Annotated in this window: 12 protein-coding genes; 6 read left to right on the top strand and 6 right to left on the bottom strand. The window is 68.8% G+C overall.

Annotated elements, in window-relative coordinates:
- Nucleotide 1: 1 nt before the first annotated feature.
- Nucleotides 2-2,089, bottom strand: coding sequence for a hydantoinase/oxoprolinase family protein (locus ACTDI4_RS20045; RefSeq protein WP_442842825.1), 2,088 nt, complete (start codon nt 2,087-2,089; stop codon nt 2-4).
- A 343-nt stretch (nt 2,090-2,432) separates the two neighbouring features.
- Nucleotides 2,433-3,731: an amidase gene (locus tag ACTDI4_RS20050; RefSeq protein WP_442842826.1), complete on the bottom strand. Its 1,299-nt coding sequence runs from the start codon at nt 3,729-3,731 to the stop codon at nt 2,433-2,435.
- Nucleotides 3,732-3,964: 233 nt separating this feature from the next.
- On the opposite strand from ACTDI4_RS20050, the gene ACTDI4_RS20055 reads away from it, so the two are divergent.
- From ACTDI4_RS20055 to ACTDI4_RS20080, 6 genes are all read left to right on the top strand, one after another.
- Nucleotides 3,965-5,575, top strand: a complete 1,611-nt coding sequence (locus ACTDI4_RS20055; protein WP_442842827.1) for an ABC transporter substrate-binding protein — start codon at nt 3,965-3,967, stop codon at nt 5,573-5,575.
- Between the two features lie 336 nt (nt 5,576-5,911).
- Nucleotides 5,912-6,898, top strand: a complete 987-nt coding sequence (locus ACTDI4_RS20060; protein ID WP_442842828.1) for an ABC transporter permease — start codon at nt 5,912-5,914, stop codon at nt 6,896-6,898.
- Entirely contained in the window at nt 6,895-7,725 is an 831-nt protein-coding gene (locus ACTDI4_RS20065) for an ABC transporter permease (protein ID WP_442842829.1), read from the top strand. Before ACTDI4_RS20060 ends, ACTDI4_RS20065 begins: the two co-directional genes overlap by 4 nt.
- Nucleotides 7,722-8,513 (top strand): ABC transporter ATP-binding protein, encoded by a 792-nt coding sequence (locus ACTDI4_RS20070; RefSeq protein ID WP_442842830.1) that lies wholly within the window; start codon nt 7,722-7,724, stop codon nt 8,511-8,513. Before ACTDI4_RS20065 ends, ACTDI4_RS20070 begins: the two co-directional genes overlap by 4 nt.
- Complete coding sequence (locus ACTDI4_RS20075; protein ID WP_442842831.1) at nt 8,506-9,294, top strand: ABC transporter ATP-binding protein; 789 nt, start codon at nt 8,506-8,508, stop codon at nt 9,292-9,294. Before ACTDI4_RS20070 ends, ACTDI4_RS20075 begins: the two co-directional genes overlap by 8 nt.
- On the top strand, nt 9,291-9,797 hold the full coding sequence (locus ACTDI4_RS20080; RefSeq protein ID WP_442842832.1) for an L-2-amino-thiazoline-4-carboxylic acid hydrolase: 507 nt from the start codon (nt 9,291-9,293) through the stop codon (nt 9,795-9,797). Before ACTDI4_RS20075 ends, ACTDI4_RS20080 begins: the two co-directional genes overlap by 4 nt.
- 3 nt (nt 9,798-9,800) lie before the next feature.
- Here the strand turns inward: ACTDI4_RS20080 and ACTDI4_RS20085 are convergent, their stop codons facing one another.
- The 4 genes from ACTDI4_RS20085 to ACTDI4_RS20100 all read right to left on the bottom strand — a co-directional run bounded on the left by ACTDI4_RS20085 (nt 9,801) and on the right by ACTDI4_RS20100 (nt 13,900).
- Nucleotides 9,801-11,447: an acyl-CoA synthetase gene (locus ACTDI4_RS20085; protein ID WP_442842833.1), complete on the bottom strand. Its 1,647-nt coding sequence runs from the start codon at nt 11,445-11,447 to the stop codon at nt 9,801-9,803.
- A gap of 41 nt (nt 11,448-11,488) precedes the next feature.
- Entirely contained in the window at nt 11,489-12,226 is a 738-nt protein-coding gene (locus ACTDI4_RS20090; RefSeq protein WP_442843412.1) for an SIS domain-containing protein, read from the bottom strand.
- 91 nt (nt 12,227-12,317) lie between these two features.
- On the bottom strand, nt 12,318-13,265 hold the full coding sequence (locus ACTDI4_RS20095) for an aldo/keto reductase (protein WP_442842834.1): 948 nt from the start codon (nt 13,263-13,265) through the stop codon (nt 12,318-12,320).
- Between the two features lie 77 nt (nt 13,266-13,342).
- A complete protein-coding gene (locus ACTDI4_RS20100) occupies nt 13,343-13,900 on the bottom strand; it encodes a gamma-glutamylcyclotransferase (protein ID WP_442842835.1) in 558 nt (185 codons plus the stop codon).
- Nucleotides 13,901-13,909: the final 9 nt, after the last annotated feature.

Raw genomic sequence — 13,909 nt, forward strand, 5'->3', positions numbered from 1 at the left:
CTCAGTTGCGGTTGATAAGGATGTCGCCGAAAGCCAGCACGGTGCCGGCATAGGCGGGAGGAATCACGGTGGTGGAATTGTGCTGGATCACCAGAGCGGGGCCCTCGATGCGGTCGTCGGCCTTGAGCCTGTCGCGCGCATAGCGGGGCGTTTCCAGCGCCGTGCCGTCGTCGAACACGGTGCGGCGCCGGTACATGACCGCCTCCTGCGGGTTGCGGCGGCCGCCTGCCGGCAGCTTCGGCAGGGTCAATTCCTCCACCTCCACGGAAGCGATCAGCCGGATGGTGACGATCTGCGTGTGCTGGTCCCGGAAGGCGTGGCCGTAGACCTGCTTGTGGGCCTCGTAGAAATTGTCGATGACCACCTGCATGTTGGCGGCATCGAGATCCTCCGCCGGCATGTCCGCGCGCAGTTCGAAACCCTGGCCGACATAGCGGCATTCGGCGACCTTGCGGAAGCGCCTTTTCCCGGCGGGGATGCCGTCGAGGTCGAGCTGGGCGTTGGCGCGGGCGGCGAGGCCGTCGACCGCTTCCTTGACCGCCCGAAAGTCCTCGTCGGTGGCCTTGTTCAGCACCAGCACGGTCGAATGGGTGTATTCGTATTGCAGGTCGGTGACGAGCAGGCCGGTCGCCGCCGTGATGCCCGGCTGCACCGGCGAGATCACGTCCTTGGCGTAGATGGCCTCCGCCAGCGAGACCGAATGCAGCGGCCCGGCGCCGCCCATGCCCATCAGCGTGAAATTGCGCGGGTCGATGCCCTTGGCCACGGAGTTGGCGTTGATGGCGAGCGCCATGTTGTTGTTGATGATCTTGAGGATGCCGAGGGCCGCCTGTTCCACCGGCAGGCCGAGCGGCCTGGCGATGTGCTCCTCGATGGCCTTGTGCGACAGCGAGCTGTCGATCTCCAGGTCGCCGCCGAGAAATTGTTCCGGGTCCATGCGACCCAGCACCACCTGGGCGTCGGTGACGGTCGGCTCGGTTCCGCCCTTGCCGTAGCAGGCAGGGCCCGGCACCGCGCCGGCCGAACGGGGGCCGACGCGGAACGCGCCGCCGGGATCGACATAGGCGATCGAGCCGCCGCCGGCGCCGATGGCGTCGACGTCGATCATCGGCACCAGCACCGGCAGCGTCGCCACCTCTGTGTCGCGCGGGTTCTTGATGCGCAGTTCGCCCTTCTGGATGACGCTGATATCGGCCGAGGTGCCGCCGATGTCGATGGTGATGACGTTGGCCTTGTCGCTGTTGCGGCCGGTCCAGCGCCCGCCGATGACGCCGCCCGCCGGCCCCGACAGAAGCAGGCCGATGGGCAGCTCGCTGGAGTTGTCGATAGTGGAGATGCCGCCGTTGGACTGCATGATGCGCACGATGGCGTTGACGCCGGCTTCGCGCAGCCGCCCCTCCAGCCTGCGCAGATAGGCCGAGGTCTTCGGCCCGATATAAGCGTTCATCGCCGTGCTGGAGAAGCGCTCGTATTCGCGGATGGTGTTGACCACTTCCGACGAGCAGCAGACGAAGGCATCCGGCATGGCCGCCTTGACGATTTCCTTGGCGCGCAGCTCGTGCTCGTTGTTGAGGAAGGAAAACAGGAAGGCCACCACCACCGCGTCCATGCCGCGCTTGGCGAAGAGTTCGGCCGCCTGCTTGACCTCGTCGAGGGCGAGCGGCGTCTCGACCCTGCCGTCCGGCGGCATGATCCGCTCCGTCACCACCAGCCGGTCGCGGCGGCGCACGATCGGCTTCGACTGCCAGGGCAGGTCGAACTGCAGCGAGAAATTGTGCGGCCGCTTGTGCCGGGCCATGTGCAGGATGTCGCGGAAGCCGCGCGTGGTGATCATGCCGACGCGAGCCCCGGCCCGCTCGATGATCATGTTCGTGGCCACGGTGGTTCCGTGGAAGACCGCGTCGATGGCGCCGGGCTCCACGCCGGCCAGGCCGCACACCTTGAGGATGCCCTGCACCACGCCCTCGGACTGGTCGTGCGGGGTGCTGGACACCTTGGTTACCACCACCTGGCTCGGCCCGCCGGAACCGGACCGTTCCAGAACGATGTCCGTGAACGTGCCGCCGACGTCAACACCAACCCTGATCATCAATCACTCCTCGCCATGTCGTTGCCGGCCCGGTCGCTTCCCGCCTGCTTGCCAGGCGCGGCCATGCCGGTTTTGCCGAAGCCCTGGCTGCCGAGCCGGGTCGCGTCCCCCACGCGCTCCTCCCCGGTTCGGATGCCCCGCTTCCTGCAGGCAGCCCGATCAGCGCCCGGGATTGCCGCCGTCAGCGGAAAAGGGCGCCAAGCTGCCTTTCATTGATCCATTTTCATGCACGCCGAATTCCGGCGCTTTTTTCAATCTATATAAGTACTAGCGAGCGATCGGAGCGATGTGAAATACTTATTTTCACAAAAATAATATGAATACGATATCAATTGACGGACGGTCAGGCGGCCGTCAGGCGCGCCTCGACGGAGGCCGCGACGGCCAGCAGCCGGCGGTCATGGCCGTTGCGCGCCACCAGCATCAGCCCGGCCGGCAGCGCCATGTCCGGCATGGGCAGCGATATGGCGCAGAGATCGAACTGGTTGGCCACCTGCGTGTTACGCAGAAGCAGTCCCTCCGTGCGGTTGCGCAGCGCCTCGTCGGCGGTAAGCTCGGCGATCCGGGGCGCCAGCATGGGCACGGTGGGCAGCGCCAGCACGTCGAAGCCCGCCAGCCGCTCGTCCATGGCCGCGGCAAGCTCGGCGCGGCGGCGCAGCGCACGGATATAGACGGGCGCCGGCACGGCGGCCGCGCGCGCCAGAGGCCCGCTGACATGCGTGTCGACGGCGGCCGGGGCGCCCTCCTCCAACCAGCCGGAATGAACTTCCGCGCCCTCGAGCGCGGCGATCGAGGCAGGCCGCGTGACCGCCCGCATCTCGCCCAGGAGATCGTCGATCCGGGCTTCCGCCAGATGCGCACCGGCTTGGCCGATGGCCGAGAGGCACCGCTCGAATCCGTCGCCCACCGCATCTTCCACATGCTCGAACAGACGGCCGCGCGGGACCCCGACACGTAAGCCTGCCAGCGGCAGCGGCTGAAGCCCGGGCCATTCCTCACCGGCCATCACGGCGTCCGCCGCCGCGCAATCGGCGACCGAGCGCGCCAGCGGGCCGATCGAGTCCAGGCTGGGCGAGAGCGGGAAGGCGCCCGCCAGCGGCACGCGGCGCGCGGTGGGCTTGAAGCCGGCCGTGCCGTTCAGCGCCGCCGGGATGCGCACGGAGCCGCCCGTGTCGGAACCGATGGCGATCTCGCTGGTGCTTTCGGCGACGGACACGCCCGCCCCCGACGACGACCCGCCCGGAATGCGCGACGCATCCGCCGCATTGGGCGGCGTGCCGAAATGCGGGTTGTCGCCGATGGCCGTGAAGGCGAACTCGGTCATCACCGTCTTGCCCAGGACCACCGCGCCGGCGCGGCGCAGCCTGGCCACCACCGCCGCATCGTTGGCGGCCGGGGCGACCGAGGCGCGCAGCAGCGAGCCGGCCGCGGTCGGCTCGCCCGCAACGTCGAACAGGTCCTTGATCGAGACGATGCGGCCGTCCAGCGGCCCGAGCGTCACACCCGCCTTGAGCCGCGCGTCGGCGGCATCGGCCGCGGCCCGCGCGGCGTCGGGATAGAGCCTGGTGAACACACGCTCCTGCCCGCCACGCGCTTCGAGGCGGGACAGGATGTCTTCGAGACGGTCGCGGCTGGATGGCATTGCCCTGTCCTCTTTCTGGACCGCCATCCTATCAGCATAGGCTGCGCGGGGAATGGTTCGCTTTCCAACTGGTCCAGCGGACGGAATTTTCACGTCCACGCCGCGCCCCGCCAATTCCTTCTCTGGCCAAAGCGCCGCTTGCGTCCATAATCGCCCGCCATGGGCAGGGGGCCATGCTTCCCGCCGGAGAATTTGCGCCGCCGGCCCTGGCGGCCGATGCAGGGGAGTTCACGATGCCGGTTTTCACTCTTTCCAGACGCACGCTTCTGGCCGGCACGGCCGCGCTGGCGGCTTCCGCCGCGCTGCCGCCGATCACCCTTGCAGCCGAACCGCGCAAGGGCGGGCGGCTGGTGGTGGCCGCCGATTCGGAGCCGCGCAACCTCAACCCCGCCATCGTCGCCTCCAACGGCGTCTTCTTCGTCTCCAGCAAGATCGTCGAGCAACTGGCGGAAGCCGACTATGAGGGCGAGGACGGGCTGAGCCCACGCCTGGCCGTGAGCTGGCAAGGCGCGGAAGACGGGCTTTCCGCGACGTTCAAGCTGCGCGAGGGCGTGACATGGCACGACGGCAAGCCCTTCACCTCCGCCGACGTCGCCTTCTCGGCGCTGGAAGTGTGGAAGAAGCTGCAGAATCTCGGCCGCACCGTGTTCAAGGACCTGGAGGCCGTGGACACGCCGGACGAGCACACCGCCGTCTTCCGCTTTTCGAAGCCAACGCCGTTCCAGCTCATCCGCAACGCGCTGCCGGCGCTGTCCAGCGTGGTGCCGAAGCACGTCTATGCGGAAGGCAAGATCGAGGACAACCCCGCCAACAACGCGCCCATCGGCACCGGGCCGTTCCGGTTCGCAGAGTACAAGCCCGGCCAGTACTACCGGCTGGAGAAGAACCCGGCCTATTGGGGCGAAGGCGAGCCCTATCTGGACGAGATCGTCTACCAGGTGCTGCCCGACCGCGCCTCGGCGGCGAACTCGCTGGAAGCCGGCGAGATCCAGCTCGCCGCCTTCTCCGCCGTACCGCTGGCCGATCTCGACCGCATCGCCAAGGTGCCGGGCCTGAAGGTGGTCACCAAGGGCTATGAGGGGCTGACCTATCAGCTCGTGGTCGAGATCAACCACCGCCGCGAGGAGCTTGCCGATCTCAAGGTGCGGCAGGCGATCGCGCATGCCATCGACAAGGATTTCGTCGTCAAGACGGTCTTCCTCGGCTATGCCGAGACGGCGACCGGCCCGGTACCGAAGAACGACAGGCAATTCTACACGGCGGACGTGCCGACCTACGACTTCGACGTGGCCAAGGCCAACGCCCTGCTGGACGAGGCCGGCTACAAGCGCGGCGACGACGGCACGCGCTTTTCGCTGAGGCTCCTGCCGGCGCCCTATTTCAACGAGACGAAGCAGTTCGGCGACTATCTGCGCCAGGCGCTGGCCGCCATCGGCATCGACGCGCAACTGGTCAACAACGACGCGGCCGCCCACATGAAGGCCGTCTACACCGACCACGCCTTCGACCTTGCCGTCGGCCCGCCGGTGTTCCGCGGCGACCCGGCCATCTCCACCACCATATTGGTGCAGAGCGGCATCCCCGACGGCGTGCCCTTCTCCAACCAGGGCGGCTATCACAACGCGGTGATGGATACGCTGATCGAGAAGGCCTCGCAGACGCTCGACGCCGGCGCCCGCACCGAACTCTACAAGGATTTCCAGCGGCTGGTGGCGGCCGACCTGCCGCTCATCAACGTGGCCGACTGGAGCTTCATCTCGGTGGCCAGCGACAAGCTCCGCAACATCGCCGACAATCCGCGCTGGGCGGTGTCGAACTGGGCCGGTACGTGGCTGGAGGAATAGGCCGCATTCTCCGAAGCTTGCGCATTGCCCGCGCGAATGCTCAGCTTTCGCCATGAGTGAACCGTCATGTCTCGTCTTATCGCGGAGGGTTGCATTGCGACCTACGGCATCGCCGCGGTGTATGCGGCTGGCAGCTACCCTCCCTCCGCGTCATCCCGGCCAAGCACGAGCGGGAGCGAGTGCGCGAGCCGGAATCCATTCCGGAACAATCGAGCAGGGATTGTCCGCGCAGAACTTGCGCGAGCTCTGTCGCCGGCCGGAATGGCTTCCGGCTCGCGGTCGCTATCGCTCCCTTGGCCGGAATGACGTACGAACTTCACCGCTGCTTTTACGACCATGACCCGCGCGCTCGTCCTGCTGCGCCGCCGGCTGGTCGGCTCGGTCTTCGTGCTGGCGATCGTCGTCGTCGGCACTTTTCTTCTCCTTGAGTCCGCCCCCGGCGACGCGGTGGATGCCTATATCGCGGCCACCGGCGGCGATGCCGGGCTGGTGGAGGCGCTGCGCCAGCGCTGGGGCCTCGACCAGAGCGAACTGACCCGGCTGGCCAACTATCTGTGGGCGCTCGCCCATCTCGACCTCGGCCAGTCGGTCGCCTTCTCGCGCCCGATCCGCGACGTCATCCTGGAGCGGCTGCCCAACACGCTGCTGTTGATGGGCAGCGCCACCGCGCTTTCCTTCGGCCTGGGTTCGGCCCTCGGCATCTATGCCGGGTCCCGGCCGGGCTCGTTCCGCGACCGGTTTCTGTCCATCGGCTCGCTGGCGCTCTATGCCGTGCCCGGCTTCTGGCTGGGGCTGGTGCTGACGGTGCTGTTTTCGGTGAAATGGCGCTGGTTTCCCATCGCCGGCATCGAGACCGTCGCTTCAAGCAGGACAGGCTTCGCCCGCGCCGCCGACATCGCCTGGCACCTAGCCCTGCCGGTGGCTTCGCTCGGCGTCATCTACCTGGCGCTCTACCTGCGCATGATGCGGGCCGGCATGGCCGAAATCTGGCGTATGGATTTCATCCGCGCCGCCCGCGCGCGCGGCATCGCCCGCCGCCGCATCGTGCTCGCCCATGTGGCGCGCAACGCGCTTTTGCCGCTGGTCACCATGCTCGGCCTGCAATCGGCGCAGATGCTGGGCGGCAGCGTGGTGATCGAAAGCGTCTTTTCCGTGCCGGGCCTCGGCCGGCTGGCGCAGGAGGCAGTGGCCCAGCGCGACACCCCGCTGCTGCTCGGCATCATCCTCATCAGCGCGGTGCTGGTCATCGTCATCAACCTGCTCGTCGACATCGCCTATGCCGCGCTCGACCCGCGCGTGGGCGCCAGCGAGGCCGGCGCATGAGCCGGCTCGCCCGCTTCCTTTCCGTGCCGGAGGCAGCAAGCGGCGCGCTGATCCTGGCCCTGCTGGCGGCCATGGCGCTCCTCGCGCCCGTCCTCTTTCCCGGCGATCCCATGCGCATCGCCGGCCCGGCGCTGTTGCCGCCCTTCCAGGACTGGTCGCTGCCGCTCGGCACCGACCGGCTGGGCCGCGACGTGCTCGCCGAACTGTTCCACGGCGCGCGCACCTCGCTGGCGGTGGGGTTGGCGGCGGCCGCCGCCTCGCTCGCCATCGGCGCGCTGGTGGGCACGCTGGCGGGCTTTGCCGGCGGGCTGGTGGACGAGGCGCTGATGCGCGTCACCGACGCCTTCCAGACCGTGCCCGGCTTCCTGCTGGCGCTGGCCTTCGTCAGCATCGTCGGCCCCTCGCTCGGCGTGGTGGTGGCGGCGATCGCGCTTTCGGCCTGGACCGGGCCGGCCCGCGTGGCGCGCGCCGAGGTGCTGTCGATCCGCGAGCGCGGTTATGTGGCCGCCGCCCGCGTCGTCGGCATGCACCCTGTGGAAATAGCCTTGCGCGAGGTGCTGCCCAACGCGCTGCCGCCGGTGCTGGCGCTGTCGTCGATCATCGTCGCCGGCGCCATCCTGACCGAGGCTGCGCTGTCCTTCCTCGGCCTCGGCGACCCCAACCGCGTCACCTGGGGCGGCATGATCGCCGAAGGCCGCACCGTGCTGCGCAGCGCGCCCTTCTTGTCCGTGGTGCCCGGCATCGCGCTGGTCCTGACCGTGCTGGGGATCTACCTGGCCGGCGAAGGCGCGGTCGAGAGCTCCGCCGTGCGCAAGGGCCTGTCGTGAGCGTGCTCGCCTCCGTCCGCGATCTTGCCGTAGCCTATCGGCGCGACGGCCCCCTGGCCCTGCAAGGGATCGACCTCGACATCATGCCCGGCGAGCGGCTGGCGATCATCGGCGAAAGCGGCTCGGGCAAGAGCACGCTGGCGCTGGCGATTGCCGGCCTGCTGCCGGCGGGCGCCGTGCAGGAAGGCCGCATCGGCTGGCCGGGCCTTGCCCGCGCTCCGCTGGGCGGGCGCGACATCGGCTTCGTCTTCCAGGATCCCGCCGGCAGCCTCGACCCGGTCATGCCGGTCGGCCGGCAGGTGGCCGAGGTGGGGCGCGCGCATCTCGGCCTGTCGTGGCGGCAGGCGCAGGAGCGCGCCCGCGAGCTGCTCGCCCGCGTGCGCCTGCTCGAACCGGATGCCATCCGGCATGCCTTTCCCCACCAGCTTTCCGGCGGGCAGAAGCAGCGCGTGGCCATCGCCGCCGCCATCGCCGCACGGCCGAAGCTGCTGATCGCCGACGAGGCGACGAGCGCGCTCGACACCATCGTGCAGGCCGAGATCGTGGCGCTGATCCGGCAGCTCGTGGCCGAGGACGGCATGACGCTGCTGTTCATCAGCCACGACATCGCGCTGGCCTCGGAACTGGCCGACCGCATCGCCGTGTTCCGCGCCGGGCGCATGGTGGAGATCGGCGCCACCGCCGCCATCGTCACCCGCCCCGGCGAGGCCTACACGCGGGCCCTGCTCGACGCCCATATCGGGCTGGACGCCGCGCTGCTGCTTTCTTCGGAGCGGCCGCATGCATGAGCCGCTGCTCGCCGTGTCCGGCCTCACCAAGACGTTCCGCCGCAGCGGCAAGGCCGTGCCGGCGGTGGAGGATGTCGGCTTTGCGATCATGCCCGGCGAGACGCTGGCGCTGGCCGGACCTTCCGGCAGCGGCAAGTCCACCATCGCGCGGCTTCTGCTGCGCCTGGTCGAGCCCGATTTCGGTGACATCCGCTTCGAGGGCGAAGACTGGCTGGCCCTGCGCGGCGGCGCCCTGCGGTCCCGCCGCGCCCGCCTGCAAATGGTGTTCCAGGACCCCAATGCCGCCTTCAACCCGCGCGCCACGGTGGCGCGGGTGCTGGACGATCCGCTGCGCATCCACGGCATCGCTCCCCGATCCGAGCGGCCGCGGCGCATCGCCGGGCTGCTGGAGCGCGTCGGGCTTCCGGCCGGGCTCGCCGCCCGCACCGTCCACGAGCTTTCCGGCGGCCAGCGCCAGCGCGTCGCGATCGCCCGCGCCATCGCCACGAAACCGTCGCTGATCGTGCTGGACGAGGCCGTCTCGGCCCTCGACGTCTCCGTGCGCGGGCAGATCCTGGAACTGCTGCTTGCACTCCAGCGCGAGGAACGCATCGCCTATCTGTTCATTTCGCACGATCTGGGGCTGGTGCGTGCCTTCGCCCACCGCCTCATACTGCTGGAGGGAGGGCGCATCGCCGAACAGGGCGACGCGCGCGCCGTCATCGATGCGCCGCAATCGGCCGTCGGCAGGGCACTGGTGGCGGCGGCGCCGAAACTCGTTGCAGGACAGGAGCGACCATGACCGACGCCGAAGCCAGAGCCGAGAAACTGTCGCGCGAACTCGACGGCGCCTTCAGGAACCGCGCCGACCTCTATCGGCTGATGCTGGAAGAACTCGCCGCGGAAATGGGCGCGGAAAAAGCCGAGCATGTCATGATCCGCGCCATCGAACGGCGGGGCCGCGAGGTGGCGGCAGCCGCGTTTCCGCATTTCGGCCCAAACGAGGCCCGCAAGATCGGCGAGGCTTTCCTGGCCGTCAGCCCCGACGACGGCCGCATGTACCCGACCGAGGTGGAGCGCGGCGAGGACCGTATCGCCTTCAAGGTGAAGCGCTGCCCGCTCAAGGACGCCTGGGTGGAGGCGGGCGTGGGCGAGGAAAAGCTCGCCACTCTGTGCCGCATCGCCGGCGCCTTCGACCGGGGCCTGTTCGAGGCCACCGGCGTGCGCTTCGACAACGTCACCTGGACGCCCGGCCACGGCGACGGCTGCTGCCACATCTGCCTGACCGACCGGGATGCGGCGTGAGAGCTACGCCTTGCGCGCCGCCTGCCGCAGCTCCACCCGCCTTATCTTGCCGGAGATGGTCTTGGGCAGCGCCTCAAGGAATTCGATCTCGCGCGGATATTTGTAGGGAGCCGTGAGGTTGCGGCAGACCTCCTGGATGTCGCGCGCCAGTTCGTCGGAGGGCGCAAACCCCTTGGCCAAAACGACATAGGCCTTCACGATCTCGCCGCGCGTGGCATCCGGCTTGGCCACCACCGCGCTTTCGGCCACGGCATCATGCACCAGCAGCGCGCTTTCCACTTCGAAGGGGCTGATGCGGTAGCCGGCCGAGGTGATGATGTCGTCTGAGCGGCCGACGAACCACAGATAGCCGTCCGGATCGCGGCGCGCCGTGTCGCCCGTATAGTACCAGCCATGGCGGAAGGAGGCGGTGTCGAGCGGCTTGCCCTCGCCCTGATAGTAACCGTGGAACAGCCCGCCCGGATAGGGATCGGTGATCCTGACCGCGATGTGGCCCACTTCATCGTCGGGGCGCCGCTTGCCGTCGTCGTCGACCACATCGACGTCGTAGCCCGGCACCGGCCGGCCCATCGAGCCCGGCCGCACCGCCTCGCCGGGGAAGTTGGCGACGATGTTGATGGTCTCGGTCTGGCCGTAGCCGTCGGCGATGGTGGTGCCGGTGGCTTCCTTCCAGATGCGCATGACTTCCGGGTTGAGCGGCTCGCCGGCGCCGAGCGAGCGGCGCAGGCTGGAAAGGTCGTAGCGGGTGAGGTCGTGCTGCGCGAACAGCCGGTAGACGGTGGGCGGCGCGCAGAATGTCGTGATGCCGAGCTTGGCGATCAGCTTCAGGTGCATGTCGGCGTCGAAGGCGCCCTCGCCATTGTAGAGCACGCAGGGCGTGCCGAGCAGCATCTGCGGAAACAATATGCCCCAGGCCGCCTTGGCCCAGCCGGTGTCGGTGAGCGACCAGTGAATATCGCCGGGGCGCAGGTCCATCCAGAACAGGCCGGTGGCCGCATGCGCCAGCGCATAGGCATGGTCGCGCGGCACCATCTTGGGCATGGAGGTGGTGCCGGAGGTGAAATAGGCCATCATCATGTCGGTGGCGCGCGTGGCCGGAAAGAATGCGCGCTCCAGCACCGGCGAGGCGTCCGCCAGCATGCGGCCGAGCGACAGCCAGCCGTCGCGCTCGCCGTCCACGACGATGAGATGCTTCAGCGTCGGGCATTGGGCACGCACCTGCTCGACCTTGGCGCAATGCTCGGGCGTGACGATGGCCAGCGTCGCCCTGGCATGGTCGATGCGGTAGGCGATGTCGTGCGCGGTCAGAAGATTGGTGCCGGGCATGGAGACGACGCCGGCCTTCATGCAGCCGAACAGCACCGTGTACCATGAAGGAACGCGGCCGACGACGACGCAGGCGAAATCGCCCGGTCCCGCCCCCAGCGCCCCGAGCGCATTGGCCAGCCGGTTCGAGCTGTCGCTGAATTCCGAAAAGGGTATGTGCCGCACCGTCTCGCCGTCGCGCGAGACGGCGATGACGGCCGTGCGGTCGTCGCGCGCCGCCCAGCCGTCTATGATGTCGAAAGCGAAGTTGAACTTTTCGGGCACGTCGATCCGAAAATTTTCGCGGGCCCGCGCATAGGTCCGGTCAACAGCCGAAAAATCCATGTTCTTCTCCCTGCGTGGCGGCCGCCCCTCGCCCCGCCGCTTCAAAGATGGCGGTTGCGCGCGCGGTAGCGGGCAATCAGCCTTTCGTTGACCTCTCTGGCGCCGGGCATGTTGGCGCTGAGATAGATCGGCGCTTGCGCGCCGGAAGCGCTGAGCCGCACCGCGGCCTCGGCGAAAACGGCGTTGAGCAGCGCCGCTCCGATGGAGGTGGAGACCGGCCCCACCCGCAGCTCCGAGCCCGGTACGGACATGACCGCGTCGCCGGGCGGGGCGCCGTTGTCGAGCACGATGTCGGCGATGTCGGCCACCCGCACACGGTCGCCCGCCGCCTGCCGCGAATATGCCTCCGACGTGATGGTGACGACGGTGGCGCCGCGCGCCTTGCCCAACTGCGCCGCCTCCACCACGGCGACGTTGACGCCGCTGTTGGAGACGATGACCAGCACGTCGCGCGGCCCCACCGGATAGTGTTCGAGGATCGGCCCGACCACGCCCGGAACGCGCTCGAACGCGGTGCTGGCCGCAGCTCCCTCATGCACCATCAGCGCGGTCGCCAGGATCGGCACCACCAGCGCCAGGCCGCCGGCGCGGTAGTGCGCTTCCTCCGCCAGTATGTGGCTGTGGCCGGTGCCGAAGATGTAGACCAGCCCGTCGGCCCTTGCCGCGCGCTCCACCGCATCGGCGACCGCGGCGATGGCCTCGGCATTGTGCTCCAGCAGCCGGCCCATGCGGGCGGCAAGGTCTGCCAGATAGGCGGCTGCGGTGGGCGTCCTGCTCATGCGGTCCTGCCGGGAAAGGGCGGCCGCCGCGACGCGCCGGCCGGCGGCATATTCGGCAAAGCGCGCCTTTTCCGCAACAGGCAATCGCCGCTCAGGCGCCGGCCTTGTCCAGTTCGGCCATGTCGGCGGCGGAAAGCTTCAGCGAGGCGGCCTTCACCAGGCTGTCCATCTGCGCCGCGCTCGTGGCGCTGGCAATCGGCGCGGTGATACCCGGCCGCGCCATCAGCCAGGCCAGCGGGACCTCCGCCGGCTTGGCGCCATGACGGGCCGAGACGGCGTCTAGCGCGGCGAGGATGCGCATGCCGCGCGGGTTGAGATAGCCCTTCACGCCCTCGCCGCGCACGCTCTTGCCGAGATCGTCGATGCCGCGGTACTTGCCGGATAGGAAACCCTTGGCGAGCGCGAAATAGCTGATGACGCCGAGCCCCTCCGCCATGCACAGGTCGCGCAGCGGACCGTCGAAGGCGCTGCGGTCGTAGAGGTTGTATTCGGGCTGCAGCACCTCGTAGCGCGGCAGGTCGCGCAGCCTTGCGACGTCGAGCGCGGCGCGGAGTTGGCCGGCGTCGAGGTTGCAGGCGCCGATATGGCGCACCTTGCCCGCGGCGATCAGCTTCTGATAGGCGCCCAGCGTCTCCTCATGCGGCACGGTCGGGTCCGGCCAGTGCGACAGATAGAGGTCTATGACGTCGGTCTGCAGGCGCTTCAGCGAGGCTTCCACGGCCTTCTCGATATAGGCGGCGGACAGGTCCTTCTTGCCCTGCCCCATGTCGGAGCCCACCTTGGTGACGACGATCACCCGGTCGCGGTTGCCGCGCGCCTTCATCCAATTGCCGATGATGGTCTCCGATTCGCCGCCCTTGTTGCCGGGCACCCAGCGGGAATAGGAATCGGCGGTGTCGATCGCGTTGAAGCCGGCCTCGACGAATCGATCGAGCAGGTCGAAGGAGGTCTTCTCGTCGGCGGTCCAGCCGAACACGTTGCCGCCGAGGACCAGCGGAGCGATTTCGAGGGCGGTAGAACCGAGGCGGCGTTTCTGCAAGGCGGTCTCCAATGCTGCGAAGCCAAGGGTCAGCACCTGACCCCAGATGCCGCAATCTAGGCCGCCGCGCGGCCATATCAAAGACTTGACAGCGCTTTTGCCCCGACTCCTTCTGGCCGCGGCGCGACGCGCTGCGCCACCCCTTCCAGCCAGCGGTCGCGGATGCCGAGCGCTTCCAGATGCGCGATCGTATTGAGGACGTACTCCTCGTTGGGACCGGACTGGCCGACCGCGCCGGTCACCACCGCGGCCGCGTCCGCCTCGTCGAGGGCGCCGGCATATTGCTCGTGCCGGCGGTCGGCGACATAGGCGACGGCCGGCACGCTTTCGCCGTTCTCCAGCCGAACGTCGAGGGTCCGCTCCAGATAGACCAGGGTCACCTGCTCGCGCTCGCGCAGATAGCCCAGCACCTCGCCGCGCAGGTCGCCCGGCACGCGGAAGGCCAGCCCCACGCAGGAGCCGCCCCTGTCGAGGCCCAGCACCAGCCCCGGCCGCTCGCGCGTGCCGCGATGCACGAAGGAATAGACGCAGAGCGAGCGGCGGTAGCCGAACAGCCGCGCCCGCTGCGTCTCCACATGCGCAAAACCGGGGCGCCAGATCAGCGACCCGTAGCCAAAAACCCAAAAATCGCCCATATGCCAAGC

The organism is Mesorhizobium sp. PUT5 (genome assembly GCF_052216645.1).
Classification (GTDB): Bacteria; Pseudomonadota; Alphaproteobacteria; order Rhizobiales; family Rhizobiaceae; genus Mesorhizobium.

Bases quoted from the DNA above. Each gene is read 5' to 3' on its own strand.
- ACTDI4_RS20080 (WP_442842832.1), top strand. From the start codon at position 9,291: ATGACCGACGCCGAAGCCAGAGCCGAGAAACTGTCGCGCGAACTCGAC.
- ACTDI4_RS20055 (WP_442842827.1), top strand. From the start codon at position 3,965: ATGCCGGTTTTCACTCTTTCCAGACGCACGCTTCTGGCCGGCACGGCC.
- ACTDI4_RS20075 (WP_442842831.1), top strand. From the start codon at position 8,506: ATGCATGAGCCGCTGCTCGCCGTGTCCGGCCTCACCAAGACGTTCCGC.
- ACTDI4_RS20065 (WP_442842829.1), top strand. From the start codon at position 6,895: ATGAGCCGGCTCGCCCGCTTCCTTTCCGTGCCGGAGGCAGCAAGCGGC.
- ACTDI4_RS20085 (WP_442842833.1), bottom strand. From the start codon at position 11,447: ATGGATTTTTCGGCTGTTGACCGGACCTATGCGCGGGCCCGCGAAAAT.
- ACTDI4_RS20060 (WP_442842828.1), top strand. From the start codon at position 5,912: ATGACCCGCGCGCTCGTCCTGCTGCGCCGCCGGCTGGTCGGCTCGGTC.
- ACTDI4_RS20050 (WP_442842826.1), bottom strand. From the start codon at position 3,731: ATGCCATCCAGCCGCGACCGTCTCGAAGACATCCTGTCCCGCCTCGAA.
- ACTDI4_RS20090 (WP_442843412.1), bottom strand. From the start codon at position 12,226: ATGAGCAGGACGCCCACCGCAGCCGCCTATCTGGCAGACCTTGCCGCC.
- ACTDI4_RS20045 (WP_442842825.1), bottom strand. From the start codon at position 2,089: ATGATCAGGGTTGGTGTTGACGTCGGCGGCACGTTCACGGACATCGTT.
- ACTDI4_RS20100 (WP_442842835.1), bottom strand. From the start codon at position 13,900: ATGGGCGATTTTTGGGTTTTTGGCTACGGGTCGCTGATCTGGCGCCCC.